We start from the raw sequence: 24,384 nt of genomic DNA, 5'->3' as shown, positions 1-24,384 counted from the left end.
TAAGTCATTCTTACGGCAGACTAGGCCGCCGCCAGCGGCACGGCCAGCGTAAACACGCTGCCCTGCCCCAGGTGGCTGGCCACACTGATCCGTCCATTCAATAGCTGCGCCAGCTGCAAGCTCAACTGCAATCCCAGGCCGGTGCCATCGAAGCGCGCCGTGCCGCCGAGCTGGCTGAACGCCTCCGTCAGCATGCGCTGGTGCTCAGGGGCCAGGCCGGCGCCGGTATCGCTGACGCTGACGGTGGCGCAGGCGCACCCGCCGACATCGGTCATGCCGAGCTCGATGCGCACCGCGCCGCTGTCGGTGAACTTGATGGCGTTGTTCACCAGCCGGCTCACAATCTGCTGCATGGCGCGCCGGTCGCAGCACACGTGCAGCGCGTCCTTGGGCGCGTTGAAATCGAACTGCAATCCCTTCTGGTGCGCTTGCGGCTGGAAAACCGGAAGTAGCTCCGCGATCAGCGCGTGGCACTCCAGCTGCTCCAGCGTCAACTCCACTTTACCCGAAGCGATCTTGCTCAGGTCAAGCAAATCGTTTATCAAGGCCAGCAACTGGCGCGCGCTGGCCTGGATGGTGCGCAACTGGCGCTCCTGTTCCTGCGTCACCGGGCCGGGCAGCTTCATCAGCAAGGTGCCGGCAAAGCCGATGATGGCGTTGAGCGGCGTGCGCAGCTCATGCGACATGCTCGCCAGGAAGGTATCCGTGACGCGCCGGGCATGGTCCAGTTCTGCATTCTTTGCTGCCAGCGCGAGGTCGAGGCGCTGGCGGTCGTGGCGGTCGCGCACGGTACTCAGTATCAGTGCGCAGCCGTCGGCGCTGATGACCTGGGCCGCGCAATCGACAGGCAGCGGCGTGCCGTTCTGATGCTGCCACAGCGCCTCGTAGCGCGCGTGGCCGTGCTGCGTGATGTGCTGCTCGATGGCCAGGCCATCGTCGTCCTGCCCTGCCGGCAGCAGCAGCTGATGCAGCCGGCGGCCCAGCGCGTCCTGCTGCGCATAGCCGAACATGGCTTGCGCCCGGCGCGTCCAGCATACTATCTCCCCGCCCGCCCTGGTTACGATAACCGCGTCGGGCAACTCCTCCAGAATCAGCTTAGCGAAGTCAGTTGGCATCGTCTTGCCTTGTGCTGGGCATGCATGCATAACCATACAGCAACCGGGCGCGTGGAATCTCACCAATAGTCACAACCGCCCGGATAGCCGAGGCGCGATGAGCACGCTATGGATTGCCGCTACTCAATGCAGTCTACCTAATGACTGGCGGGCTGTCTATTTTGTTTCAGAAACTGCAAAATTCGGTGAAATTTGCGCGATTTCGTCCAGCACAAAACGCAGTACCCGGGGGTGGTAGCCCAGCTCGACGTGGCCGATGCCGCCCAGTTCCACATTGCGCGCGCCCGGCAAGTGGCCGGAATTCTGCGGCGCCACGATGTTGTCGTGATATGACCACACCGAAACCATCAGCGCGCGCAGCGCAGGCGTTTCGGACGCGGCCAGCTGCGCCAGCCAAGGCGAGCCGCAGCGCATCTGGCGCGCGTTCAGGCCGGGGCCGAAACCGGCCAGCGCGGTGCCGTGGTGCGGCGTCCCCACCGTGATCACGCGCGCCACGCGGGCGCTGCCGAAAGCGCGCAGGTGCGCGCGCGCCACCAGGCCGCCCATGCTATGGCCCACCACGATGGCTTGCGGCTGGCCCGTGGCGGCGCACAGCCGCTGCAGCGCCGCCTCGATTTGCGGCGCGTAGTCGTCTATGCCGGCGCCCAGCGGCTCCAGGTCCACCGCCGCGTAGCTGCGCCCGGCCTGGCGCAGCAGCGCCGCCAGCCGGCCCCAGTAGGCGCCGTTGCAGGCATAGCCGTGCACCAGCAGCACCGGCAGCCCCGCCGGCTTGGCGGCGAGATGGAATGTGCTGCGCGGACGCAACACCGTCCACGAGGACAGCTTCATGGAAGAGGCAAATTCGCGGCAAAACATGCGCAGCGAAGCGGCCGGCGCCAGCGCATGCGGCGCCGGAACCGGCCCGCCGGCGCGGCGCGCCATGCGGAAATTGTTACTGGAAATCACTAACCGGACCAGCACGACGCTGGCCAGGCCCAGCAGCAGCGCGGCCGGCCAGCCCGGACCGGCCCAGCCCAGCAGCACGCCCGCATACACCGCCAGGCCCGCCACCGCCAGGCCAAAGCACAGCTGCAGCAGCAGGATGGCGAAGAGCAGGCGGCGCAGCATGGCGGCCTCAGGCGGCCCGCACCAGCGGCATGGCCGCGCCGGTGCCAGGGCCAGCCGCGTAGCCGGGCGCAGGCTTGCCGGTCAGTTGCTCGGCCAGCCCGCTGGCCAGGCGGGCAGTGATGCCGTAGATCGACAACTGCGGATTGGCGCCTATCGACGTCGGGAACAGCGAGCCGTCATGCACGGACAGATTGGCCACGCCGTGATAGCGCCCTTTGCCGTCCACCACGCCGTGGCGCGCGTCGGCCGCCATGCCGCAGCCGCCCATCACGTGCGCCGACACCACCCGCATCAGCAGCTTCTTGAACGGCAGCGCGTTGATGGCCTCGCGCGCCTGGCCCCAGCTGGTGTAGCTCTGCGCCAGCTCGTGCACCGGCAGCACGCTGCGCGCCCCGGCGGCGAACTGGATCTCGGCCATGGACAGCAAGGCGCGCCGCGCCCCGTCCCACATGAACGGCGTGATGCGGTAGTCCAGCACCGGTTCGCCATGCCGGTTCAGCGCCACGCTGCCGCCCGGCGCCTCGGCATGGAAGCCGTCGCGCAGCAGCGCCAGCAGGCCTTGCGCGTGCGGGAACTGGCGCATCATGGCGGCGTGCTGCTCGCCGAAGCCGGCCATGGTGGTCGACAGCAGCAGCGGGTGCAGCGGCGGCGCTTCCAGCTTGTAGCCGACGGCGCCGTCTATGGCCTGGGTTTCCAGGAAGTGGTCCGAATAGATCGACTGCGGCGCACCGGCGTAGCCGTCCACGCGCTGCTCGAACAGGCCGGCCGAAATCACCGTGGGGTGCAAAAACGTGCGCTTGCCCAGCAAGCCGTGCGGATCGGGCGCGCCCGAGCGCAGCAGCAGGGCCGGGCTGTTGATGGCGCCGCCCGCCACCACGTAATGGCGCGCCTTCACCGTCACCCGCTTGCCGGTGGGCGCCTGGCCGCTGGCCGAGAGCGGCGTGGCCAGCAGATGGTCGACCTGGCCGTTGCGGAACACCAGCTGCTCGGCGCGCACGCGCGTCAGCAAGGTGGCGCCCTTTTCCAGCGCGGACGGGATGGTGGTCACCAGCATGGACTGCTTGGCGTTGGTGGGGCAGCCCATGCCGCAATAGCCCAGGTTCCAGCAGCCGTTTACATTGCGCCGGATGGCCGCCGTGGGTATGCCCAGCTTGGCCGCGCCGCGCCGCAGCAGGTCGTTGTTCTCGTTCGGCGGCACTTCCCAGGGCGTGATGTGCAGGCGCCGCTCCATCATGGCGAACCAGGGCGCCATCGCTTCCGGCGAATAGTCCGCCAGGCCGAAATTGCGCTGCCAGTAGGCCAGCGTGGACGGCGGCGTGCGGAAGCTGGAGGTCCAGTTCACCGTGGTGGAGCCGCCCACCGTGCGGCCCTGCAGAATGTTGACGCCCTTGTCGCGCGTCTTGCGCGCGCCGGCCTCCTGGTACAGGGTGGGATAGGCGTCCGCCTCGCGCATCTTGAAGTCGCTGGACGACTTCAGCGCGCCCTCCTCCAGTATCAGCACCTTCAGGCCCGCCATCGCCAGCAGTTCGGCCGTCACGCCGCCGCCGGCGCCGCTGCCGATCACCACCACGTCGGCGTCGAAGCTGCGGTCGCGCTCCAGTGCGGAGCAGTCCAGCACATCCCAGCCCGCCGCCAGGCCGGCGCGGATGGGGTCGGGAATGATGTTATGCGTTGCGCTCATCAGCTCAGCTCCTTGATGGGACCGGGATAGCCGGTGCCGGCCCAGCTGGCCGGGTCCGCATACCAGGCGCCCAGCACCAGGTCATGCAGCGCGTGGTAAGCGGTTTGCAGCATCTCCAGGCGGTGCAGGCGCCAGCCCTGCAGGAAAGCGGCGGCCTGCTCGGGCGTGGTCTCGCGCCAGGCCGGCACGCCGGCCAGCAAGCGCCGCGCCGGCGCCAGCGCCAGCAGGCCGAACAGGTCCTGCACTTCCTTTTGCGTGCTCAAGGGCAGACTGGCGACGGCCTGCTGCACCCCGTCCGTGGTGCGGGAAACGGCGGCGTCGCGCGCCGCGCCCGCCGGCGGCAGCATGGGGCCAATAATGGCCGGAATAATCGCCACCAGCACGGCGCGCGCCTCGCCGTCCAGCACATAGCGCTGCAGCGGCGCGCCGCCCTGCACCGAACGGTACAGCGCTCCCCCTGCCGCCAGCGCCAGCGCGCCCAGCACGCCCGTCTTCAAAAAAGTCCTGCGTTTCACCATGTCTCTGTCTGCCCGGAATGATCGTAGGGCGGGTTAGCGTAGCGTAACCCGCCAAACCCAGTGTACGCCAAAGCCTCCCCGCGCCCCGCGTGCAAAAATAGAGCCACGCATCTATTTGCTTCTGGTAAAAACGCATCCATGAAGACACAAGCCCACCCTAGCCCGCTGGAGCAGCAGCTGCGCGCCGCCCGGCTGGAACGCCAGGCCGCCGGGCGCGATCCGGCCCTGGCGTCGGCCCGCTTGGCGCTGAAAACCTTCCAGGCCGCCCGCCTGGCGCGCACCCACGCCGACCTGCTGGCCGCGCCCGACACCCGCGACGCGGCGCTGTTTTTCCTGGAAGAACTGTACGGCACCCACGACCTGAGCCAGCGCGACACCGACCTCGAGCGCATCGCCCCCACCATGCAGCGCGTGCTGCCGGCCGACGCGCTGCAAACCATCACCGAAGCGATGCGGCTGGACGCGCTGGCCGAGCGCCTGGACACGGCCATGGCCCGCCTGCTCGGCCCGCAATTCACGGAAAGCGACTACCTGCGGGCCTACCGCAGCGCCCTCGCCCCCGACGACCGCGCGCGCCAGCTGGAGCTGGTGCAGGCGCTGGGCGACTCGCTGAGCCAGCTGGTGCGCGTGCCCATGCTGAACACCACGCTCAAGCTCATGCGCGGCCCGGCCAGGCTGGCCGGACTGGGCAGCCTGCAGCAATTCCTGGAGCGGGGATTTTCGTCCTTCAAGCGCATGAAGCAGCCGCGCGCCTTCGTGGCCGCCGTGGCGGGGCGCGAGCAGGCCATCATGGAGCGGATCTACGCCGGCCATGCGGCGCCGTTCGAGCTTATTTAGCTGATTTGGCCTTGACGTCCGTGATCTTGCGCGCAATGCCGCGCAGGATGTTGACTTCCTCGGTTTCCAGCTGGGCGCGGGAAAACATCCGTTTCAGGCGCGGCATCAGCTTGCGCGGATTGTTCGCGTCCAGGAAGCCGATCGCCACCAGCGCCTGCTCCAGGTGGGCGTACATGCCGTCGATCTGCGCCAGGCTGGCCGCCTCGCCCTGGAAGCCGATGGCGGGCGCCTCGGCAGCCGCCTGCGCCTCCGGGGACACCCGGGCCGCCAGCGCGGCCATGCGGCACTCGTACACCAGCACCTGCGCCGCCTGCGCCAGGTTGAGCGAGGAATAATCCGGGTTGGCCGGGATATTGATCAGCGCATTGCACTTTTCCACGATCTCGTTTGGCAGTCCGAAGCGCTCGTTGCCGAAGATCAGCGCCGCGTTCAGCTCGGCGCTGGCGGCGGCCTGCTCGGCGAACTGGCGCGGCGCAAGCACCGGCGGCGAATATTCGCGCAGCCGGGCCGACACGGCCGCCGCGAAGTTGATGCCCTCCAGCGCCTCGGCCATGCTGCCGACGATGCGGGCCGAGGCCAGGATGTCCTGCGCGCCGCTGGCGAAGGCCACCGCCTCCTCGTGCTCCAGCATGCCCTCGAAGCGCGGCGTGACCAGCACCAGCTCGGCGAAACCCATGGTCTTCATGGCGCGCGCCACCGAGCCAATGTTGCCAGGACGACTAGTTTCCACCAAAATTATTCGTAGGCGTTGAAAAAGAGTCGCTGTGTTTTCGGGCTGCTTCATTTAAAATAGCGCCATTACGCGCGTCTGAGGTGGATTTTGGTGGCATTCTAACCATTCCAACCCGTTCCCGCACCGCTCTTTCTCATAATTGTTCACACGCCAACCTGCCTGGATGCAATGCGCCCGGCGGGCAGCAGCGTTTTTTAAATCGGAAGCTTACATGCACCCAATGCTCAACACGGCTATCAAAGCCGCCCGCCGCGGCGCCGCCGTCATCAACCGCGCCAGTTTCGACCTGGATCGCGTCATTGTTAATGAAAAGCAACACAACGACTTCGTCACCGACGTCGACACCGCTGCTGAACAGGCCATCATCGAGGTGCTGAGCAAGGCTTACCCCGACCACGGCTTCCTGGCCGAAGAATCCGGCGCATCGGCCAATGTGAACGACGAGAGCGAGTACGTGTGGATCATCGATCCGCTCGACGGCACCACCAACTTCATGCACGGCTTCCCGCAATACGCCATCTCCATGGCGCTGCAAGTGCGCGGCGTGATCACCTTGGCCCTGGTCTACGACCCGGTGCGCAACGACCTGTTCACCGCTGAAAAAGGTTCCGGCGCCTTCCTGAACGACAAGCGCATCCGCGTGGGCAAACTGGACCGCATCGGCAAAGCCCTGCTGGGCACCGGCTACCAGGCCGGCAACCCGGGCGCGCTGACCGAATACCTAAAAATGTACGGCATCATGGCCGAGCGCAGCCAGGGCGTGCGCCGCGCCGGATCGGCCGCGCTGGACCTGGCCTACGTGGCCGCCGGCCGCCTGGACGGCTTCTACGAAAAAGGCCTGAAGCCTTGGGATATCGCCGCCGGCGCGCTGCTGGTGTCGGAAGCGGGCGGCATCATCGCCGAGTTCAACGGCGAGTCCGATTACCTGCATAAAGGCAATATCATCGCCGGCAGCCCGAAGGTGTTCGGCCAGATGGTCGGCCTGCTTGCGGAATTTGCATGATATAGACACAAGTCAACAAAGTTTGTTACAAAATAAAAGGGGCTGCGGCCCCTTTTTCATTTCCGTAACGCAACTTGAATGACAACTAGCTGTTATACTCGGCGGTGCGGCAACTCAACCAGTCCACGGCCGCCACCCCGAGAAATTACAGATTGCCTCTGACTGGCGCCCACAAGGCGATGAGCCGATCCTCACACAAAGTTACTATGTCATTTACTACTCTTGGCCTGTCTGACGCCATCGTTCGCGCTGTCGCCGAAACCGGTTACACCACGCCGACGCCCATCCAGACCCAAGCGATTCCGGCTGTACTGAACGGCGGCGACCTGCTGGCCGGCGCACAGACCGGCACCGGCAAAACCGCCGGTTTCACCCTGCCCATCCTGCACCGCCTGTCCACCGACGCGAATGGCGCCAAGCTGAGCAACCGCACCGCCGCCCGTCCCATCCGCGCGCTGATCCTGACCCCGACCCGCGAACTGGCGGCCCAGGTTGAGGAAAGCGTGCGCGTGTACGGCAAGTACACCAATCTGAACTCCGCCGTGATTTTCGGCGGCGTCAGCATCAACCCGCAGATCAAGCAGCTCAAGCATGGCGTCGACATCCTGGTCGCCACCCCGGGCCGCCTGCTGGACCACATGATGCAAAAGACCATAGACCTGAGCAAGGTCGAGATCCTGATCCTGGACGAAGCCGACCGCATGCTGGACATGGGCTTCATCCGCGACATCAAGAAAGTGCTGGCCGCGCTGCCGCCCAAGCGCCAGAACCTGCTGTTCTCGGCCACCTTCTCCGACGAGATCAAGGCCCTGGCCGACAATCTGCTGGACAGCCCGGCCACCATCGAAGTGGCGCGCCGCAACTCCACGGTGGAAGTAATCGCGCAGAAGATCCACCCGGTCGACCGCGACAAGAAGCACCCCATGCTGTCGCACCTGATCCGCGCCCACAAATGGACGCAGGTGCTGGTGTTCACGCGCACCAAGCACGGCGCCAACAAGCTGGTGGAACAGCTGGGCGGCGACGGCATCGGCGCCATGGCCATCCACGGCAACAAGAGCCAGGCTGCCCGCACCCGCGCGCTGGCCGAGTTCAAGGACGGCACGCTGCAAGTGCTGGTGGCAACCGACATCGCCGCGCGCGGCATCGACATCGACCAGCTGCCGCACGTGGTGAACTACGACCTGCCGAATGTGCCGGAAGACTATGTGCACCGCATCGGCCGCACCGGCCGCGCCGGCGCCACCGGCGAAGCGGTCTCGCTAGTGTGCGTGGACGAGCACGGCATGCTGAAAGACATCGAAAAGCTGATCAAGCAGACGCTGACGCGTGAAGTGATACCAGGCTTCGAGCCGGATCCGAACGCGCGCGCCCAGCCTATCCAGCTGCGCAGCGGCGCCGGCCAGCACCGCAACCCGCGCCAGGGCGGCGGTGGCGGCGGCAACGGCCGCAACAAGCCAGCCGCAGGCGCGGCAGGCGCAGCCAAACCGCGCAGCGCAGGCGGCGGCAATGGCGGCGGCGGCACCGGCGGCCGTGCCCCGGCCGTGCCGGGCGGCGGCCGCAGCGCCCCGCGCGCAGCGCCACCGCACCGCTCCGGCGGCCGCGGCCGTTAAAAAAAGGGCGCCACACCTCGGTGTGGTTCCAAAAAGCAAAAAGGGGTCAGGGTTAATTAAGTGAGTATACTTAATTAACCCTGACCCCTTTTTGCTGCCCCTTTTTGCTTTGAAGTATGCCTAAATTCTGCGCCAACCTGTCCATGCTGTTCACCGAACTGCCCTTCCTGGACCGCTTTGCGGCGGCGCGCGAGGCGGGGTTTGATGCGGTGGAATTCCTGTTTCCCTATGCCTACGATCCGGACCAGCTCAACGAGCGGCTGCACCGCCACCAGCTGAAACTGGTGCTGCACAATATGCCGCCCGGCGACTGGGCCGCCGGCGACCGCGGCATGGCCTGCGATCCGCGCCGCGCCGACGAGTTCCGCGACGGCGTGCAGCAGGCCATCGATTTCGCCACCGAGCTGGAGGTGGGCAAGCTGCATTGCATGGCCGGCATCCTGCCCGGCGGCCTGGCGCCCGAGCGCGCCCGCGAAACGCTGATCGGCAATCTGCAATACGCGGCGGACCGCTGCCAGGAGCATGGCATCGCCCTGCTCATCGAGCCCATCAATACCTACGATATGCCGGGCTACTTCCTGAACCGCAGCAGCCAGGCGCTCGACATCATGGCCGCCTGCGCCCGCGCCAATCTGTTCCTGCAGTACGACATCTACCATATGCAGCGCATGGAGGGCGAGCTGGCCAACACCATCCGCGCCTGCCTGCCCCGCATCGGCCACATGCAGCTGGCCGACACGCCCGGCCGCCACGAACCGGGCACCGGCGAGATCAACTATCCCTTCCTGTGCCGCCTGCTCGACGAGCTGGGCTACGAAGGCTGGCTGGGCTGCGAATACACGCCGCTGGCCGGCACCGCCGAAGGGCTGGGCTGGATGGCGGCACTAGCTGAAGGCCGTTTGCGCTAGCGCAAAACCCCGATCTTTGCTCGGAGCAAGATAGGTCCTCACCTTCAAGCGAGAGGACCCGATGAAACTGCCCCGCCTTCCGGCAAGCGCGCTTGCCGCCCCGCTCGCGGCGCTGGCCGCCGTGCTCGCCCTCGGCGGCTGCGCCGGCAATCCGCGCCTGCACGAAGCCCGCGAGTTCGCGGCCGAGTCCGCCAAGCTGGGCGGTTTTGCCGACCTCACCCAGCGCTTCCGCGACACCTACCAGCGCGAACAGCCCTATCTGTCGCCCGCCGCCGACCAGCGCGAGCGCGCCGCCGACGCGCGCCGCCGCGCCGCCTATCCGGACCTGATGGCCATCCACGAAGCGGTGCTGCTGTATATGCAGACGCTGGGCAAGCTGGCCGGCGGCGACACCTTCGACCTGAAGGAGCCGCTCAAGGCCATGGGCGCCGGCATCAAGGCCTGGCCGGACACCGGCCTGACCGACCGCCACGTGAACGCCTACAGCGGCCTGGCGCAGCTGCTGGCGCGCACCGTCACCAACCCCTACCAGGAACGCACCGTGCAAACCATGGTGCGCGACGGCGACCAGCAGCTGCAAGCCCTGCTGGAGGCGATGCAGAACCTGCTGCGCTACTACGACAAGAGCAGCGACAACGAGCGCGACATCGTGCTGGGCATGCTGGAGGTGGAGATCGCCTACGCCGACACGCCGCGCGACCGCCTGCTGGCGGCGCTGGCCAAGTCGCACCGCCTGGCCAAGCGCAACGAGTACCGCCTGATCGGCCTGCGCCACACGCTGGCGGCCAAGCATGTGGCGGCCATCGCGGCGGCCCACGCGGTGCTGGTGCAGCACATGGCGCAGGACGGCAAGCCGGACGCCGCCGGCGGCCAGGCCGGCCAGCAAGCGCGCGCCGCGCTGCGCGCCAGCGCCGCCGCCGTGGCCGACGAATCTTCCATCGCAGCTGCCGCCGCAGCCGCCAGCCAATAAGGAGCACAGCATGAACCAGCCCGCCAGTCCAGCCGTCACCGCCAGCGCGTTTGAAACGCTGGCCGACAGCCTGTCCGCCTGCGCCGACGAACTGCATCTGCGCATCATGAAGGCGATACGCCGCAATCCGCCCGGCGGCCCGGCCCGCGAGCCGCAAACGGACCCGACCACGCAAGCCGCGCTGACCGGCCTGCCGGCGGCCGATCCGGCGCAGGCCGCCGCGCAGCCGGCCGCCCCCGCGTCCAGCCCGGCCAACGGCAACCTGGAGCTGGGCATTTCCCACGGCGCCGCGCAGGCGCTGTTCGAAAACGAGGTGGCCCTGCGCCAGCGCGCCAACAGCCTGTACGTGGACGCCGCGCTGCTGGCCGCGTCCGGCCTGCGCGTGCCCGAGCGCACGCTGCTGGACCTGGTGGCGGTGGCGCGCCGCCGCATCCGCAACGCCGGCATGCTGAAAGACCTGATCGGCATCACCGCCGACATGCTGGGCCTGGCCGCCGCGCTGGCCGCCGGCAAGCCCGAGCACCTGCCCGGCGTGGTGGAGAGCATCAAGGACCGCTACGCGCGGCTGAAGGAAGACCGCGCCGGCTGACGCCGCGGCGGCCTATAATCAAGGCATGCCCCCGCCAAGGAGCGCCGCATGTCTTACAAATCTATCGTGGTCCACGTGGACGAAGCGCCGCGCGTGGCCGAACGCATACGCTATGCCGTCGAACTGGCGCAGCAGGACGACGGCCACCTGCTGGGCGTGGCCATGACCGGCATCGCCCGCGCGCTGTACCAGAACGCCATCGTCGACGAGCAGGACCCCAACCTGGCCCTGCATCTGAATTTCCTGAGAGAACGCGCCAACCGCGCGCTGGAGCAGTTCGGGCCGCTGGTCCAGCGCCTCGGCCTGCAGGACCATGAACAGCGCGTGATCGACGACGACCCCGGCGCCGGCCTGAGCCTGCTGGCGCGCCATGCCGACCTGGTGGTGATGGGCCAGGCCGATCCCGAACACGCGTCCACCTCGGCCGGCAGCGAATTTCCGGCCCAGGTGCTCAGCCATGCCGGCTGCCCGGTGCTGCTGGTGCCCTACGCCGGGCTGCCCCGGCCCGCGTCCGGCCAGGCCGGGCCGGCGCGGCGCATCCTGGTGGCCTGGAACGCCAGCAAGGAGGCGGCGCGCGCGGTGCGCGAAGCGCTGCCGCTGCTGCGGCGCGCCGAGCGTGTGCAGATTGCCGTGTTCGATCCCGACAGCGAGCGCGCGCTGCACGGCGCCTCGCCCGGCGGGGACCTGCTGCAATACCTGGCGCGGCAAGGCGTGCAGGCGGACATCCTGGTGCGCCAGTCGCAGCGCGCCGGCCTGCTGAAGCGGCCCACCGGCACCGGCGAAGCGCTGCTGGCCCTGCTGGCGGAGGAAGGCTGCGACCTGCTGGTGCTGGGCGCCTACGGGCATTCGCGCTTCCGCGAAACGCTGCTGGGCGGCGTCACGCGCACCGTGCTGGAAAGCATGACGGCGCCGGTGCTGATGGCGCACTGAGCCGGCGGCGGCTAACCCTCGGCCCAGGACTGGCTGCGGATCTTGGCCACCTGGCGCTGCGCCAGCCATTTCCACAGCTGCAGCGCGTCGGCCTGCGGCGCGCCCGCCATGCGGCGCGGGCTGGCCAGGGCGATTTCACAGTCGCGGTCGGACCATTCGGCGAAGATGATGTCGCCGCCGCTGGCCACTTCCACTTCATACATCAGGCCGTCGTCATAGCCGAAGCGCAGCACCGCCGTACCGGGACCGCCATCCGGTCCGGGCACGGCGCCGCTGTAGATTTCCGCCAGGGCCGCAGCCAGCTGGGATTCGGTCGGCGCAGCCACGTCGCGGCCGTCCGGGCGAGTCAGCACTACCCATGCCTGTGTCATTGACGCTCCCCCTTCTCAACTCGTTAGCATTCTTCTGGCGAATAATGTACCGGCTCGGGCAACTACGCCATGATCCATGTCTAGCATGGGCCTTGAGGACCGCATATTGGTATTTTTATTGTAGCAACAATCCAGCCCGTGGCCTGCCCGCCCCCCAAATTCCCTGCCCCGGTTGCAGGCCCACAACAATGCGCGCCAGGCAGTGGGTTTCGTCTTGCAATCTGGAAAGAAGCAGCGCCGTCCTGTGGCGCCGCGCCCCCGGCGTGCTGCGCGCACACAGCGCCGCGCCCGCCGTATAATCAAATCAACCGCCGCTCCCACGCCAGCATGTTCACCGATAGGAACGCCTGATGGAACTGGATGCTACGCCGCTGTTATCCGCCCGCGTCAAGGAACTGGAAGATCTGCTGGCCTTCCACAGCACCTACGACAAGCTGACCGGCCTGCCCAAGCGCAACCTGTTCACCGACCGCCTGCAGCAAGCCCTGCTCAAAGCCCAGCGCCACGGCGGCCAGCTGGCCCTGCTGTGCATCGGCATCGACAACTACAACTTCATCAATGAAAGCTTGGGCCACGCGGGCGGCGACCAGCTGCTGGCCGGCGTGGCCGAGCGCCTGCGCGCCTGCGTGCGCAGCGACGACACCGTGGCCCTGCTGGGCGGCAACGAGTTCATCGTCATGCTCAGCGAGGTGAACGGCCCGGCCGACGCCGTGCCGGTGTGCGAGACCATCTTCGCCGCGCTGGCGCCGCCCTTCGTGCTGCAGGGCCAGCAGGTGCACGCCAGCGCCAGCATAGGCGTGGTGCACAGCCCGCAGGACGGCCGCGACGGCGCCACGCTGCTGCGCTACGCCGACATGGCGCTGACGCGGGCGCGCGAGCTGGGCGGCGCCCACTACCAGTTCTTCGCCTCCGAGATGAACCACCGCACGCTGGAGCGCATCGGCATGGAGGCGGCGCTGCGGCTGGCGGTGTTCCGCGACGAGCTGCAGCTGCGCTACCAGCCGCTGGCGGACCTGCAAAGCGGCGCCGTGGCCAGCCTGGAAGCGCTGGTGCGCTGGCAGCATCCGGAGCTGGGCCTGATTCCGGCGCAGCGCTTCGTGCCGGTGGCCGAGGACGCCGGCCTGGCCGGCGCCATCGGCGCCTGGGTGCTGCGCCGCGCCTGCCAGGACATGCGCGCCTGGCTCGACGCCGGCCTGGCGCCGGTGCGGGTGGCGGTCAACCTGTCGCCCAAGCAGTGCCGCGACCGGCTGCTGCCGGGCCAGCTGGCAGCCGCGCTGGAGGAGTTCGGCCTGCCGCCCGGCGCCCTGGCGCTGGAAATCACCGAGGCCGCGCTGCCGCTGGAGAACGCCGCCGGCGGCGAGCTGCTGGGGCCGTTCAAGGCCCTGGGCGTGGCGCTGGTGCTGGACGACTTCGGCACCGGCTATTCCTCGCTGAGCAACCTGAAGCGCTATGCCTTCGACGCCGTCAAGATCGACTGCGCCTTCATCCGCGACATCGTCACCGACGCCGGCGACGCCGCGTTGTCCAAGACCATCATCTCCATGGCCCACCTGCTGGGCATGCAGGTGGTGGCCGAGGGCGTGGAAAGCGAGGCGCAGTGCGACTTCCTGCGCCGCCACAGCTGCGACCTGATCCAGGGCTATTTCTTCGCCGCCCCGCTGCTGGCCGACGAGGTGCAGGCGCTGCTGCGCGAAGGGCGCCGCCTGCCGCAGCACCTGCTGCGCATCCAGAAGCAGCAGCGCAGCCTGCTGCTGGTGGATGACGAGCAGAACATCGTGTCGGCCCTGAAGCGCCTGCTGCGCCGCGACGACTACCAGATCCACACCGCCCACAGCGGCCAGGAGGGCCTGGACCTGCTGGCGCGGCAGGCGGTGGACGTGATCGTGTCCGACCAGCGCATGCCCGGCATGCTGGGCGCGGACTTCCTGCGCAAGGCCAAGGAGCTGTACCCGGACACGCTGCGCATCATGCTGTCGGGCTACACCGAACTGCAATCGGTGACGGACGCCGTCAACGAGGGCGCCATCTACAAATTCCTCACCAAGCCATGGGACGACGAGCAGCTGCGCGGCCATATCGCCGAAGCCTTCCGCCTCAAGGAAATCGCCGACGAGAACGAACGCCTGAACCTGGAGCTGCGCACCGTGAACCACGAACTGGCCTCGGCCAACCGCCGCCTGGAGGAAGTGCTGCGCCAGAAGCAGCAGCAGATCAGCCGCGACGAAATCAGCCTGGGCGTGGCGCGCGAGCTGCTGCAGCACCTGCCGCTGCCCGTCATCGGCATGGACGACCAGGGCATGATCGCCTTCGTCAACGCGGCCGCCGGGCATCTGTTCCGGCATAGCGGCGCCCTGCTCGGCAACGAGGCCTGCGTGGTGCTGCCCGAGCTGTTCCCGGCCGGGGACGGCTTCCAGGCCATGGCCGCCGGCGGCCTGCGCGCGCCCGGCACGCACGAAGCCGACATCGGCGGCGTGCGCTACGCGGTCGACGTCTACCCCATGGGTGAAAGCTCCAGCTCGCGCGGCAGCCTGATCGCCCTCAGCCGCACCGGAGCCCGGCCATGAACGCGATGCAGATCGAACTCGAGAACGCCAGCGCCGGCATGGTGCTGGCCGAAGCGCTGCTCGACAGCCACGGCGGCGTGCTGCTGCCGCCGGGCGCCGTGCTCAGCGAGGCCACGCTGGCCTCGCTGCGCCGGCGCGGCGTCCCCGGCTGCAGCGTGCTGGCGCCGCCGGAGCAAGACGGAGAAGACGCAGCCGACCCCGCGCTGGCCGCCGCGGGCCCACAGCAACACCTGCAGGCCCTGCAGCGCCTGCAGCACCTGTTCCGCCACAGCGCGGACAGCGAAGCCACCGGGCAGCTGCTGCGCCTGCTGACCGACTACCGCAGCCGGAGCTGACATGGCCACCCTGCCCACCATGGAAGACGTGGCCCGCCGCGTACAGGACCTGCCCTCGCTGCCGGCGGTGGTGGGCGAGCTGCTGGCCTGCGTCGGCCAGGAAGGGCTGGACCTGCAGGTCCTGGCCGGCAAGATCGCGCTCGACCAGTCGCTCTCGGCCAAAACCCTGCGCCTGGCCAACTCCTCCTTCTACGGCATGCCCTCGCGCGTGACCACCATCCAGCAGGCGGTGGCGGTGCTGGGCGTGCACAATATCCGCACCCTGGTGACGGCCTGCTCGGTGACCGGCAGCTTCCGCGGCATGGCCAGCAGCAGTTTCGACCTGCCCGCCTTCTGGCGCCATTCCGTGGCCACCGCCGCCTGCGCGCGCGCACTGGCCCGGCCGCTGCGCCAGAATCCGGACACAGCCTTTATCGCCGGCCTGCTGCACGACCTGGGCACCCTGGTGCTGGCCACCCGCTACCCGGACGAATACGCCATGCTGGAAGCGCACCGCGTGCAACACGATTGCAGCCAGAGCGAGGCCGAGCGCGCCATCTTCGGCTTCGACCACGCCGGCATAGGCGGCGCACTGGCCGCGCGCTGGCAGTTCCCGCAACAGATCCAGCACGCCGTGGCGCGCCACCATGACAGCGGCGAACTGGAAACGCCGACGCTGGCCCTGGCCATCCACCTGGCCAACGCCATTGCGCACGGGCTGGACCTGGCCGGGCGCGAGGACGAGCAGGTCCCGCCGGTGGGCTGGACGGCCTGGCAGGCCGCCGCGCTGAGCGACACGGTCTGCCAGCAAGTGTTCGCCGAGTCCGAGCGCACTTTCCACGACCTGTGCCAGATTCTGGTCAACTGAGCGCCCCGGAGAACCGCCATGCCCCACAGCACAGCCAGCGCGGCCGGCAGCAGCAGCCCCGGCGCAACAGGCCCGGCGGCCATCGCCCTGTCGGCCTTCCTCGACGGCCACCCGGTGGCCACTTTTGTGCTTGACACCGGACACACCATCACGCACTGGAACAAGGCCTGCGAGCACCTGCTGGGCTGGAGCACCGAGGAAATGGTGGGCACGAAAAACCATTGGCAGGCCTTCTACCCCAAGCAGCGCGCGCTGCTGGCCGACCTGATCGTGTCCGGCGTGGACCCGGCCGCCAGCGAGCACTACCGCGAGCGCCACAAGCGCTCGGCGCTCATCCCCGGCGCCTACGAGGACGAGGACTTTTTTCCCAACATCGGCGTCAGCGGCCACTGGCTGCATTTCACGGCGGCGCCGCTGCGCGACGGCGCCGGCCAGGTGGTGGGCGCGATCCAGACGCTGCGCGACGTGACCGAGCGCCGGGTGGCGGAAAACGCGCTGCGCAAGGCGCACGACAGCCTGGAGCACCTGGTGGAAAAGCGCACGGCCCAGCTGGCCGAGGCCAATCAGCGCCTGGAGGACGACATCCGCCAGCGCGAACTGGCCGACGCCGAACTGCGCCGCCGCAACATCGAGCTGACCCAACTCAACGAACAGCTCGGCATGGCCCAGCAGCAGCTGCTGCAGTCGGAAAAACTGGCCTCCATCGGCCAGCTGGCGGCTGGCGTGGCGCACGAGATCAACAACCCCATCGGCTACATCTTCTCCAACTTCGGCACCCTGCAAAGCTACCTGGACAGCCTGTTCGAGATGCTGCAAGCCTACCGCGAGGCCGAACCCCACGTGGCCGACGCCGCCACCGCCGGGCGCCTGCGCGCCATGCGCGGGGAGCTGGACCTGGACTTCCTGCGCGAGGACATCCCCTCGCTGATGAACGAGTCCAGGGAAGGCATCGTGCGCGTGCGCCACATCGTGCAGGACCTGAAAGACTTCTCGCGGGTGGACGCCAACCAGGAATGGGTGTGGGCCAATCTGCACCAGGGCATAGACTCCACGCTCAACATCGTCAGCAACGAGGTCAAGTACAAGGCCGACGTGGTCAAGCACTACGGCGACATCCCGGACATCGAATGCCTGCCGCTGCAGCTCAACCAGGTGATCATGAACCTGGTGGTGAACGCGGCGCACGCCATAGGCGGCGAGCGCGGCACCATCACCGTCGCCACCGGCGCCGATGCCGGTGACGCCGGCCACGTGTGGCTGGAAGTGCGCGACAACGGCAGCGGCATCGCGCCGGACAACCTGTCGCGCATCTTCGACCCCTTCTTCACCACCAAGCCGGTCGGCAAGGGCACCGGCCTGGGCCTGTCCATGGCCTACGGCATCGTGCGCAAGCACAACGGCGCCATCACGGTCCAGTCCACGGTGGGCGCCGGCACCACTTTCCGCGTGCTGCTGCCGGTGCGCCACGACGAATCCCCGACCGCACCAGGAGCCCCCCAGCCATGACGCCTGCCCAGCCCCTCGCCGCCGCGCCCCCGCCCGCCGCCCCGGCGGCGGCCATGCCCACCCTGCTGTGCGTGGACGACGAGCCCAACATCCTGGCCTCGCTGCGGCGCCTGTTCCGCCCCGCCGGCTACCGGGTGCTGCTGGCCGAAAGCGGCGCCGAGGGCCTGCGTGTGCTCGAGGCCGAAGCGGTGGACCTGGTGATTTCCGACATGCGCATGCCGGAGATGGACGGCGCCCGCTTCCTGGCCCAGGTGCGCCAGCGCTGGCCGGACACGGTGCGCCTGCTGCTGACCGGCTACTCCGACATCCAGTCCATCCAGGACGCCATCAACTGCGGCGAGATCTACCGCTATATCACCAAGCCCTGGGACGACACCGACATCCAGCTGGTGGTGCGCCACGCGCTGGAGCGGCGCGCGCTGGAGCAGGAAAAGCAGCGCCTGGAAGCGCTCACGCTGCGCCAGAACGAGGAACTGAAGCAGCTCAACCACAGCCTGGAGGCCAAGGTCGAGGCGCGCACCCTGCAGCTCAAGCTGTCGCGCGATGCGGCCATTGCCGCGAACGACAAGCTCAAACACAATTTCGTCACCACCATCAAGGTCATTTCCAGCATGCTGGAGATGCGCGGCGGCGCCCTGTCCGGCCATGCGCGCCAGGTGGCCGACCTGGCGCGCAAGATCGCCGTCCACCTCAAGCTGGACGCGCGCGAGGCGCAGGACGTGTTCGTGGCCGGCCTGCTGCACGACCTCGGCAAGATAGGCTATAGCGACGACATGCTGGCCACCCCGCTGACCATGCTGCACGGCGAGGAGCTGGGCCTGTTCCGCAAGCACCCGCTGCGCGCCGAGCAGCTCTTGATGCCGCTGGAGGACTTGCGCGGCAGCGCCGCCATCCTGCGCGCCCAGCTCGAGCGCTTTGACGGCAACGGCTTCCCGGACGGCGTGGCCGGCCTGGCCATCCCGCTGGGCGCGCGCATCCTGGCGCTGGCGGTGGACTATTTCAACCTGCAGCAAGGCGCCATGGTGCAGCGGCACCTGCGCGCCGACGAGGCCAAGTCGCTCATCATCAACGCCAGCGGCACGCGCTACGACCCGCACGTGGTGAACGCCTTCCGCCAGGTGGTGGACGGCGGCGGCGGCGACGAGGCCGGCGGCGTGGAAGTGCTGTCGGGCGAGCTGGTGCCCGGCATGGTGCTGGCGCGCGACCTGGTCAGCCGCGACGGCCTGATGCTGCTGGCGGCCGACCATGTGCTGGACGCGCGCATGATCCAGCAGGTGCAAGATTTTGAAGCAAAAAGCGGCGGCCGCCTGCCGATACGGGTGCGGCCCGCAAAGGAGAAGCAATGAGGCGCATCCTGCTGCTGGACGACGAAATGAACGTGCTGCTGGCCTTGCAGCGCTCCATGCGCGCCCACCTGGCCATCCCCGACCTGCGCGTGGAGATCTTCACCAATCCCTACGACGCGCTGCAGCGCGTATGCGCCTGCGAGTTCGACTTGGCCATCTCGGACTACCGCATGCCCCACATGAGCGGCATCGCCTTCCTGCAGGCGCTCAAGGACGTGGCGCCCAACACGGTGCGCATGATGCTGACCGCCTCCACCGATTTTGAAACCGCCATGAGCGCCATCAACGAGGCCCAGGTGTTCCGCTTCATTCCCAAGCCCTGGCATCTGGCCGAGCTGCAAACCAATATCGGCGAGGCGCTGGCGCAGCGCGACAGCCTGCTCGCCAGCCAGGGGCTGCAGCCCGCGCCGCCCACGCCGCTCACGCCGCAGGAACTGGAGGCGCAGCGCCTGGAGGCGGAGGAACCCGGCCTGCTGAAGGTCAACTGGGCGCCGGACGGCTCGATTATCCTGTAGCCAGGCTTGCTGCAGCTTCGGTCTTGGGCGGATGCACCGGCAGCCGTATCGTGAAGCGCGTGCCCTTGCCCACCTCCGAGGCCACCTCGATGCGGCCGCCGTGCTTGTGCACGATGCCGTAGGACAGCGACAAGCCCAGCCCCGTGCCGCTGCCCACCGGCTTGGTGGTGAAAAAGGGTTCGAAAATGCGGTTCAGGTTCTCCGCCGGAATGCCGCAGCCGCTGTCGCCCACCTCTATCCATACCCAGCCGTTCTCGGCGCCGGTGCGCAGGGTGATGATGCCGCGCTCCTTGATGGCGTGGCCGGCGTTGACCAGCAAGTTCATGAACACCTGGTTCAGCTGCGAGGCCAGGCATTCCACCTGCGGCAGCACGCCATAGTCCTTCTCGACCGTGCATTTGTACTTGATTTCATTGGCCACGATATTCAGCGTGCTGTCCAGGCCGTGGTGCAGATCGGCCACCTGCCACTCGGTTTCGCCCACGTGGGAAAAATCCTTGAGCGCCTGCACGATGTCCTTGACGCGCTTCAGGCCGTCCATGGACTCCTTCACCAGTTCGGTCACGTCCTCGCGCAGGAACGCCAGGTCGGCCGCCTGGCGCGCCGCCGCGATGCGCCCGGCCAGCGCCGCCGGCAGCGGCTGCGCGGCCAGCGCCTGGTCGTAGGCGTCCAGCACGCCGAACAGCGTGCCGACATAGCTGCGCAGCGTGTTCATATTGGAATTGACGAAGCCCACCGGATTGTTGATCTCGTGCGCAATGCCGGCCGCCAGCTGGCCGATGGAGGCCATTTTTTCCGACTGCAGCAATTGCTCGTGCGCCTCGCGCAGCTTGGCGATCAGCTCGTGCTGGGCCTGCTCCATATGCTTGCGCACCGTGATGTCGGTCAGCGAGCCTATCACCTCCAGCGGCGCGCCGTGCTCGTCGCGCACCAGGCGCAGGCTGTCGTGCATCCACAGATAGGAGCCGTCCGCGGCGCGGAAGCGGTACTCATAGGCGCGCTGCCCTTCGGTGAATATGCTGGCCAGGCTGGAGAAGATATTGGGCGCGTCGTCCGGGTGGATATGGTCGAACCAGAAATTGGGGTCGGCCACCATGTCCTCCGGCCGGTAGCCCAGCACATTGAAGGCGTTGTTGCTGACGAAGGTCATCTTGAAGTCGCCGCTGGGCACGGTGCAATAGATGATGGCGGGCGTGTTGTCGACCAGGTACTGCAAGCGCACCAGCGGCGAGGCGGCCTCGGCGGCGGTGGCCGGCGCCGAGGGAGCTTGCGTGAAAAAATCGAATTCCTCGAATTGCATGCCCCCCTCCGCCCACGCCCAGGATATGCAGCAATTATGCGCTTTTCCTTTTCGGAAAGCGCACTATATATTCGCCCGCTACCAGCTTGCAATCGCGTAGGAACGGCGCGGCTCGCCGCCCTGCGCCGGCATGGGCGGCACGCCGGCGGCCAGCGCCATCAAGGGCTCCGGCGGCGCCGGCGGCGGCAGCCAGGCGCGCGGGTCGACCCGGTAGTATTTCAGGAACTCGCCGAACAGCGCCGCATGGCGTTCGGCCATCTGCCACGGCTTTTCGAAAAAGGTTTCGGTGGCCACGGCGAAGAACTCGGCCGGGCTGGTGGCGCCGTAATGGTCGATCACGCTGTCCTGGCGGCCGTAGTACGCGTCGTAGCGCAGATTGTCGTAGTCGCGCGACAGCACGGCGGACCAGCTGCGGTAGCTGTCCTGGCTGCCCAGATAGGGCGCGCCGTTGGTGCTGCCCGACTCGCTGTCGAGCTGGTGCGCAAATTCGTGCAGCACCACGTTGTGGCCGTCGGTCCAGTCGCGGTAGCCGAGCTTGACGTCCGCCCAGGACAGCACCACGCGGCCATCGTCCCACGATTCGCCCAGCAGGGTTTGCTTATGGGCCGTCACCACGCCGCCCGCCTCCACCTGCTGGCGCGGCGCCAGGAAGGCGCTGGGATAGAGCAAGATGGTGTGCAGCGCGCGGTACACCTTGCTGGGCCGGTTGAGCAGCAGCAAACACGCCTGGCCGGCGATGGTGTAGCGCATCTCGTCGTCCACCTCCAGCCCTTCGCAGCCGACGAACTTCTTGGTGTGCAGGAACTGCTTGATCAGCTGGTGCAATTGCTGCTGCAATGCCGCGTCCATGCTGCCGTAGACCGGAATATTGCGCAGCAGCACAGCCTGCGCGGCGGCCGGCAAGGGCCGCGCCAGCGCGCGGCGCAGCGTCCAGCGCGGGTACAGCAGGGGTGCGGCCAGCGCCAGCGCCAACACGGGGAGCCACAACAATCCGTCCATAGTGCCATCCATAAGGAAACTCGTCCGCCTCAGGTGGGGTTCCTTTGCGCCAATTCAATGCGCAACAGCCGGAACGCTGTCCGGCTGCCTTACTTTAGCACTATGGCGCTGCTGCTGCGCCGGCCTTACGCTTTCTGCAGCGACGTGGGCGCGCCGAACAGGGCCGCGACCAGCGGATCGCGGGTGACCGGGCCGCGGTTCACGCGGATGGCGTAATGGGTGTCGTCAGCCAGGATGTGGAAATGGCGTCCGGCGCCGGCCATGGCCTGCTCCCGCAGGCTGGGGCGTTCCTTGCGCGGCGGCGCGCCTTCGCGCTTGGGCTGCGAAATGGCGGCCAGGAACATCTTCACGCGCTCCGGGTCCGGCGTCAGCTGGTAGACCGCCTTGCCGAGGTAGGTGGCGGTGCCTTCAATATAGCGCGCCAGTTCAATCACGCCGGCATCGCGCAGGTCGCGGATGTATTTGCGGGCGCCGGACGGCGAAAACTTGAGGAACCATGCAATCTCGTCCGCCAGCATCTCGTGCTGCTGCAGTTCGCCGATCAGCTTCTGCATGTTCTCGATGCGGCGCAGCGTGGCGGAGGTCGAACGCACGCGCTCGATCGGCGCCAGCGACAGGGCCTTGCGTTCAGAAATGGGACCGGGACGCTCCACCAGCGTCAGACGGGGCTTGTCAGCCGCTTTGAGGGGTTCCTGCAGGGCAAGACCGGAATTTTGGTTTTCTCTGATTGCATGCATTTCATCACTCCTTAATAACGATAGCCAGCATTGCTTGGAGCAGGCCCGACTGCCTTTTCCAGCGACACACTAGTCTGGTTTCTTGGCTCAAGAATGCCGCCCAGGGCGTTTTTGGTCTGTGCGGCAACGAACATAAATGAGCAATACGCAAACCTCGGGCTTGGTGCGTTCGCGTACAGAAGGGAACGCTGAAGCCCGCTAATCTGGCTGCAGCTTGTCCACTTGAAGAGAGGATTCATCATGAAACTATCCGTCCTGTTAGCTGCCGCCGCCGCCACCCTGGCCCTGGCTGCCTGCGAACGCACCACCGTCAACAATCCGCCGCCGGTGGAAACGCCGGCGCCTGCCGCCGTTCCGGTGCCTGTACCGGTGCCCGGCCCTGCCGGCCCGCAAGGCGCTCCGGGCGCGCCAGGTGAACCCGGCAAAGCCGGCGACACCGTGATCGTGGTGCCGGACGCCGCCAAACCGGCGCCTGAAACCACGCCCGCCCCCACCCCACCGGCACGCTGATTACAAGTAATTACAAGTCATTACAAGTCACCAAGCTTGTTACTCTGATACAATGCCACCGCGCCGCACCATTTTTGGTGCCGGCGCTGTTTCCATTGGACCGCGCAATTTGTATGTGGTTCGCGGACTGGGGCGTCACAAATCGACAACACTTTTGATTTTGCGCAAGGTTTTGTGCGGTAGCGCACGGTTCTGTTGGATGAATGTCCATAGAGTCCAGTCCAACAGCAGAGCAACACGCTGGAAACTTCGCTGTGTAGGCAGCACCACCCTCAAATAAAAACGGGAGTTACTTGTGAAAAAGACCAACAAGCTCGCTATCATTGCAGCCATCCTCACGCTGTCGTCGACCGCCGCCATGGCTCAAGATGCACAGATCAATCCAAGCTGGTACATCCAGCCTAGCCTGAGTGCCTTCAAGCCGGACTCCGGCTTTGTGACCGACCAGAGCGCATACGGCGCCGGCCTGAAATTCGGCAAAGCCATCGCTCCAAGCTGGGACATCCAGGCTGGCTACACCTATGCCCGCGCCAAGGAAGACGCGCGCCGCTACCAGCAAGAGACCCTGGGCCTGGACGGCTTGTACCTGTTCTCCCGCAACTCCTTCCGTCCCTTCCTGCTGGCAGGTATCGGCGCTGAGCGCGACACCCAGAACCAGCCCCTGCGCAGCGAAGTGCGCAAGAGCTCCCCGTTCATCAGCGCCGGCCTGGGCTTCCAGGCTGACCTGACCGATCGCGCGGCACTGCAAGTGGACCTGCGCAATGTGCACGGTTTCCTGCGCGGTTCGGCCTTCCCTGCCGTCGGCAGCAAGAGCAACAACCTGTACCTGACCGTCGGCCTGAACTACGCCCTGGGCGCCAAGCCAGTGCCGCCGGCGCCAGCGCCGGCGCCAGCACCGGCTCCAGAGCCAGTCGCCGCTCCAGCGCCAGCACCGGTTGCTCCGCCGCCACCGCCACCAGCGCCGCGCTTCGAGAAAATCACCATGTCGGCGACCGAACTGTTCGCCTTCGACAGCGCTAAGCTGAACCCGAACCAGCCTAAGCTGGACGAACTGGCCACGCTGCTGAACAACAACCCATCCGTCGGCAATGTGACCATCACCGGCCACACCGATCTGATCGGTTCGGACAAGTACAACCAGAAGCTGTCGGAACAGCGCGCCAACTCGGTCAAGGCTTACCTGACCGGCAAAGGCGTTGCCGCTGACCGCCTGAACGCTGTAGGCAAGGGCGAAACCCAGCCTGTCGTTAAATGCGACAACAAAAAACGCGCAGACCTGATCAAGTGCCTGGAGCCTAACCGCCGCGTTGAAGTCGACCAAGTGACCATCGAACGCCGCGTGAACTAATC

The 24,384-nt window shown here is 67.3% G+C and carries 25 protein-coding genes; 15 read left to right on the top strand and 10 right to left on the bottom strand.

Translation table 11 applies throughout. The features are described 5' to 3' along the window. Positions 1–20 precede the first annotated feature (20 nt). The 4 genes from AC07S4_RS15430 to AC07S4_RS15415 form a co-directional block, all read right to left on the bottom strand. The gene (locus AC07S4_RS15430) at positions 21–1,115 is read right to left on the bottom strand and encodes a sensor histidine kinase (RefSeq protein ID WP_494987485.1); all 1,095 of its coding nucleotides are present in this window, start codon (positions 1,113–1,115) and stop codon (positions 21–23) included. Between the two features lie 156 nt (positions 1,116–1,271). After that, complete coding sequence (locus tag AC07S4_RS15425; protein WP_494987484.1) at positions 1,272–2,222, bottom strand: esterase/lipase family protein; 951 nt, start codon at positions 2,220–2,222, stop codon at positions 1,272–1,274. Between the two features lie 7 nt (positions 2,223–2,229). Continuing rightward, a complete protein-coding gene (locus AC07S4_RS15420; protein ID WP_494987483.1) occupies positions 2,230–3,903 on the bottom strand; it encodes a GMC family oxidoreductase in 1,674 nt (557 codons plus the stop codon). Further along, entirely contained in the window at positions 3,903–4,421 is a 519-nt protein-coding gene (locus AC07S4_RS15415) for a hypothetical protein (RefSeq protein ID WP_494987482.1), read from the bottom strand. Before AC07S4_RS15415 ends, AC07S4_RS15420 begins: the two co-directional genes overlap by 1 nt. Positions 4,422–4,559: 138 nt before the next feature. Here AC07S4_RS15415 and AC07S4_RS15410 point away from each other — a divergent pair, with 138 nt between their 5' ends. Continuing rightward, positions 4,560–5,258 carry a DUF8198 family protein gene (locus AC07S4_RS15410; protein WP_494987481.1) on the top strand — a complete coding sequence of 233 codons (699 nt, stop codon included), beginning with the start codon at positions 4,560–4,562 and terminating at the stop codon, positions 5,256–5,258. Here the strand turns inward: AC07S4_RS15410 and AC07S4_RS15405 are convergent. Further along, positions 5,251–6,042 carry an RNA methyltransferase gene (locus tag AC07S4_RS15405; RefSeq protein ID WP_494987480.1) on the bottom strand — a complete coding sequence of 264 codons (792 nt, stop codon included), beginning with the start codon at positions 6,040–6,042 and terminating at the stop codon, positions 5,251–5,253. The two genes, AC07S4_RS15410 and AC07S4_RS15405, sit on opposite strands and share 8 nt — an antisense overlap. Before the next feature lie 169 nt (positions 6,043–6,211). Here AC07S4_RS15405 and AC07S4_RS15400 point away from each other — a divergent pair, with 169 nt between their 5' ends. From AC07S4_RS15400 to AC07S4_RS15375, 6 genes are all read left to right on the top strand, one after another. After that, positions 6,212–6,994 carry an inositol monophosphatase family protein gene (locus AC07S4_RS15400; RefSeq protein WP_494987749.1) on the top strand — a complete coding sequence of 261 codons (783 nt, stop codon included), beginning with the start codon at positions 6,212–6,214 and terminating at the stop codon, positions 6,992–6,994. Positions 6,995–7,200: 206 nt separating this feature from the next. Continuing rightward, positions 7,201–8,607 (top strand): DEAD/DEAH box helicase, encoded by a 1,407-nt coding sequence (locus tag AC07S4_RS15395; RefSeq protein WP_494987479.1) that lies wholly within the window; start codon positions 7,201–7,203, stop codon positions 8,605–8,607. A 116-nt stretch (positions 8,608–8,723) separates the two neighbouring features. Next, the gene (gene hyi / locus AC07S4_RS15390; RefSeq protein WP_494987478.1) at positions 8,724–9,515 is read left to right on the top strand and encodes a hydroxypyruvate isomerase; all 792 of its coding nucleotides are present in this window, start codon (positions 8,724–8,726) and stop codon (positions 9,513–9,515) included. A 61-nt stretch (positions 9,516–9,576) separates the two neighbouring features. After that, positions 9,577–10,485, top strand: coding sequence for a hypothetical protein (locus AC07S4_RS15385; RefSeq protein ID WP_494987477.1), 909 nt, complete (start codon positions 9,577–9,579; stop codon positions 10,483–10,485). Between the two features lie 10 nt (positions 10,486–10,495). After that, a complete protein-coding gene (locus AC07S4_RS15380) occupies positions 10,496–11,074 on the top strand; it encodes a hypothetical protein (RefSeq protein WP_494987476.1) in 579 nt (192 codons plus the stop codon). 48 nt (positions 11,075–11,122) lie between these two features. Further along, positions 11,123–12,004, top strand: a complete 882-nt coding sequence (locus AC07S4_RS15375; protein WP_494987475.1) for a universal stress protein — start codon at positions 11,123–11,125, stop codon at positions 12,002–12,004. Positions 12,005–12,015: 11 nt separating this feature from the next. On the opposite strand, the gene AC07S4_RS15370 is transcribed toward AC07S4_RS15375, so the two are convergent. Continuing rightward, on the bottom strand, positions 12,016–12,375 hold the full coding sequence (locus AC07S4_RS15370) for a hypothetical protein (protein ID WP_161075367.1): 360 nt from the start codon (positions 12,373–12,375) through the stop codon (positions 12,016–12,018). 350 nt (positions 12,376–12,725) lie between these two features. Here AC07S4_RS15370 and AC07S4_RS15365 point away from each other — a divergent pair, with 350 nt between their 5' ends. The 6 genes from AC07S4_RS15365 to AC07S4_RS15340 are packed head-to-tail and all read left to right on the top strand — an operon-like array spanning position 12,726 to position 19,488. Further along, positions 12,726–14,939, top strand: coding sequence for an EAL domain-containing protein (locus AC07S4_RS15365; RefSeq protein ID WP_494987474.1), 2,214 nt, complete (start codon positions 12,726–12,728; stop codon positions 14,937–14,939). Further along, positions 14,936–15,274 carry a hypothetical protein gene (locus AC07S4_RS15360; protein WP_494987473.1) on the top strand — a complete coding sequence of 113 codons (339 nt, stop codon included), beginning with the start codon at positions 14,936–14,938 and terminating at the stop codon, positions 15,272–15,274. Before AC07S4_RS15365 ends, AC07S4_RS15360 begins: the two co-directional genes overlap by 4 nt. A gap of 1 nt (position 15,275) precedes the next feature. After that, a complete protein-coding gene (locus AC07S4_RS15355; RefSeq protein ID WP_494987472.1) occupies positions 15,276–16,121 on the top strand; it encodes an HDOD domain-containing protein in 846 nt (281 codons plus the stop codon). A gap of 18 nt (positions 16,122–16,139) precedes the next feature. Continuing rightward, positions 16,140–17,627, top strand: a complete 1,488-nt coding sequence (locus tag AC07S4_RS15350) for an ATP-binding protein (RefSeq protein WP_494987471.1) — start codon at positions 16,140–16,142, stop codon at positions 17,625–17,627. Further along, entirely contained in the window at positions 17,624–18,973 is a 1,350-nt protein-coding gene (nosR, locus tag AC07S4_RS15345; protein WP_494987470.1) for a response regulator c-di-GMP phosphodiesterase, NosR family, read from the top strand. Before AC07S4_RS15350 ends, nosR begins: the two co-directional genes overlap by 4 nt. Then, complete coding sequence (locus tag AC07S4_RS15340) at positions 18,970–19,488, top strand: response regulator (protein WP_494987469.1); 519 nt, start codon at positions 18,970–18,972, stop codon at positions 19,486–19,488. The genes nosR and AC07S4_RS15340 overlap by 4 nt, the downstream gene beginning before the upstream one ends. On the opposite strand, the gene AC07S4_RS15335 is transcribed toward AC07S4_RS15340, so the two are convergent. The 4 genes from AC07S4_RS15335 to AC07S4_RS15320 form a co-directional block, all read right to left on the bottom strand. Continuing rightward, positions 19,478–20,788 carry an ATP-binding protein gene (locus tag AC07S4_RS15335; RefSeq protein WP_494987468.1) on the bottom strand — a complete coding sequence of 437 codons (1,311 nt, stop codon included), beginning with the start codon at positions 20,786–20,788 and terminating at the stop codon, positions 19,478–19,480. The two genes, AC07S4_RS15340 and AC07S4_RS15335, sit on opposite strands and share 11 nt — an antisense overlap. A gap of 78 nt (positions 20,789–20,866) precedes the next feature. Beyond that, positions 20,867–21,787: a M90 family metallopeptidase gene (locus tag AC07S4_RS15330; RefSeq protein WP_494987467.1), complete on the bottom strand. Its 921-nt coding sequence runs from the start codon at positions 21,785–21,787 to the stop codon at positions 20,867–20,869. 125 nt (positions 21,788–21,912) lie between these two features. Beyond that, positions 21,913–22,524: a winged helix-turn-helix domain-containing protein gene (locus AC07S4_RS15325; RefSeq protein WP_494987466.1), complete on the bottom strand. Its 612-nt coding sequence runs from the start codon at positions 22,522–22,524 to the stop codon at positions 21,913–21,915. A gap of 11 nt (positions 22,525–22,535) precedes the next feature. Continuing rightward, positions 22,536–22,766: a hypothetical protein gene (locus tag AC07S4_RS15320; protein ID WP_494987465.1), complete on the bottom strand. Its 231-nt coding sequence runs from the start codon at positions 22,764–22,766 to the stop codon at positions 22,536–22,538. Here AC07S4_RS15320 and AC07S4_RS15315 point away from each other — a divergent pair. Together AC07S4_RS15315 and AC07S4_RS15310 are read left to right on the top strand one after the other, a co-directional pair. Then, positions 22,765–23,034, top strand: a complete 270-nt coding sequence (locus tag AC07S4_RS15315; RefSeq protein ID WP_494987464.1) for a hypothetical protein — start codon at positions 22,765–22,767, stop codon at positions 23,032–23,034. The two genes, AC07S4_RS15320 and AC07S4_RS15315, sit on opposite strands and share 2 nt — an antisense overlap. Before the next feature lie 295 nt (positions 23,035–23,329). Beyond that, on the top strand, positions 23,330–24,382 hold the full coding sequence (locus tag AC07S4_RS15310; RefSeq protein ID WP_494987463.1) for an OmpA family protein: 1,053 nt from the start codon (positions 23,330–23,332) through the stop codon (positions 24,380–24,382). Positions 24,383–24,384 lie beyond the last annotated feature (2 nt).

It is taken from the genome of Pseudoduganella sp. GW821-FHT05F09, assembly GCF_059419605.1.
Note: the sequence above shows the minus strand (reverse complement) of the source record. Positions and strands in the feature narration are given on the sequence as shown.

Bases quoted from the DNA above. Each gene is read 5' to 3' on its own strand.
- AC07S4_RS15405 (WP_494987480.1), bottom strand. From the start codon at position 6,042: ATGAAGCAGCCCGAAAACACAGCGACTCTTTTTCAACGCCTACGAATA.
- AC07S4_RS15425 (WP_494987484.1), bottom strand. From the start codon at position 2,222: ATGCTGCGCCGCCTGCTCTTCGCCATCCTGCTGCTGCAGCTGTGCTTT.
- AC07S4_RS15420 (WP_494987483.1), bottom strand. From the start codon at position 3,903: ATGAGCGCAACGCATAACATCATTCCCGACCCCATCCGCGCCGGCCTG.
- AC07S4_RS15355 (WP_494987472.1), top strand. From the start codon at position 15,276: ATGGCCACCCTGCCCACCATGGAAGACGTGGCCCGCCGCGTACAGGAC.
- AC07S4_RS15320 (WP_494987465.1), bottom strand. From the start codon at position 22,766: ATGATGAATCCTCTCTTCAAGTGGACAAGCTGCAGCCAGATTAGCGGG.
- AC07S4_RS15325 (WP_494987466.1), bottom strand. From the start codon at position 22,524: ATGCATGCAATCAGAGAAAACCAAAATTCCGGTCTTGCCCTGCAGGAA.
- AC07S4_RS15395 (WP_494987479.1), top strand. From the start codon at position 7,201: ATGTCATTTACTACTCTTGGCCTGTCTGACGCCATCGTTCGCGCTGTC.
- AC07S4_RS15360 (WP_494987473.1), top strand. From the start codon at position 14,936: ATGAACGCGATGCAGATCGAACTCGAGAACGCCAGCGCCGGCATGGTG.
- AC07S4_RS15410 (WP_494987481.1), top strand. From the start codon at position 4,560: ATGAAGACACAAGCCCACCCTAGCCCGCTGGAGCAGCAGCTGCGCGCC.
- AC07S4_RS15400 (WP_494987749.1), top strand. From the start codon at position 6,212: ATGCTCAACACGGCTATCAAAGCCGCCCGCCGCGGCGCCGCCGTCATC.
- AC07S4_RS15330 (WP_494987467.1), bottom strand. From the start codon at position 21,787: ATGGACGGATTGTTGTGGCTCCCCGTGTTGGCGCTGGCGCTGGCCGCA.
- AC07S4_RS15385 (WP_494987477.1), top strand. From the start codon at position 9,577: ATGAAACTGCCCCGCCTTCCGGCAAGCGCGCTTGCCGCCCCGCTCGCG.
- AC07S4_RS15335 (WP_494987468.1), bottom strand. From the start codon at position 20,788: ATGCAATTCGAGGAATTCGATTTTTTCACGCAAGCTCCCTCGGCGCCG.
- hyi (WP_494987478.1), top strand. From the start codon at position 8,724: ATGCCTAAATTCTGCGCCAACCTGTCCATGCTGTTCACCGAACTGCCC.
- AC07S4_RS15375 (WP_494987475.1), top strand. From the start codon at position 11,123: ATGTCTTACAAATCTATCGTGGTCCACGTGGACGAAGCGCCGCGCGTG.
- AC07S4_RS15380 (WP_494987476.1), top strand. From the start codon at position 10,496: ATGAACCAGCCCGCCAGTCCAGCCGTCACCGCCAGCGCGTTTGAAACG.
- nosR (WP_494987470.1), top strand. From the start codon at position 17,624: ATGACGCCTGCCCAGCCCCTCGCCGCCGCGCCCCCGCCCGCCGCCCCG.
- AC07S4_RS15315 (WP_494987464.1), top strand. From the start codon at position 22,765: ATGAAACTATCCGTCCTGTTAGCTGCCGCCGCCGCCACCCTGGCCCTG.
- AC07S4_RS15415 (WP_494987482.1), bottom strand. From the start codon at position 4,421: ATGGTGAAACGCAGGACTTTTTTGAAGACGGGCGTGCTGGGCGCGCTG.
- AC07S4_RS15350 (WP_494987471.1), top strand. From the start codon at position 16,140: ATGCCCCACAGCACAGCCAGCGCGGCCGGCAGCAGCAGCCCCGGCGCA.
- AC07S4_RS15365 (WP_494987474.1), top strand. From the start codon at position 12,726: ATGGAACTGGATGCTACGCCGCTGTTATCCGCCCGCGTCAAGGAACTG.
- AC07S4_RS15340 (WP_494987469.1), top strand. From the start codon at position 18,970: ATGAGGCGCATCCTGCTGCTGGACGACGAAATGAACGTGCTGCTGGCC.
- AC07S4_RS15370 (WP_161075367.1), bottom strand. From the start codon at position 12,375: ATGACACAGGCATGGGTAGTGCTGACTCGCCCGGACGGCCGCGACGTG.
- AC07S4_RS15430 (WP_494987485.1), bottom strand. From the start codon at position 1,115: ATGCCAACTGACTTCGCTAAGCTGATTCTGGAGGAGTTGCCCGACGCG.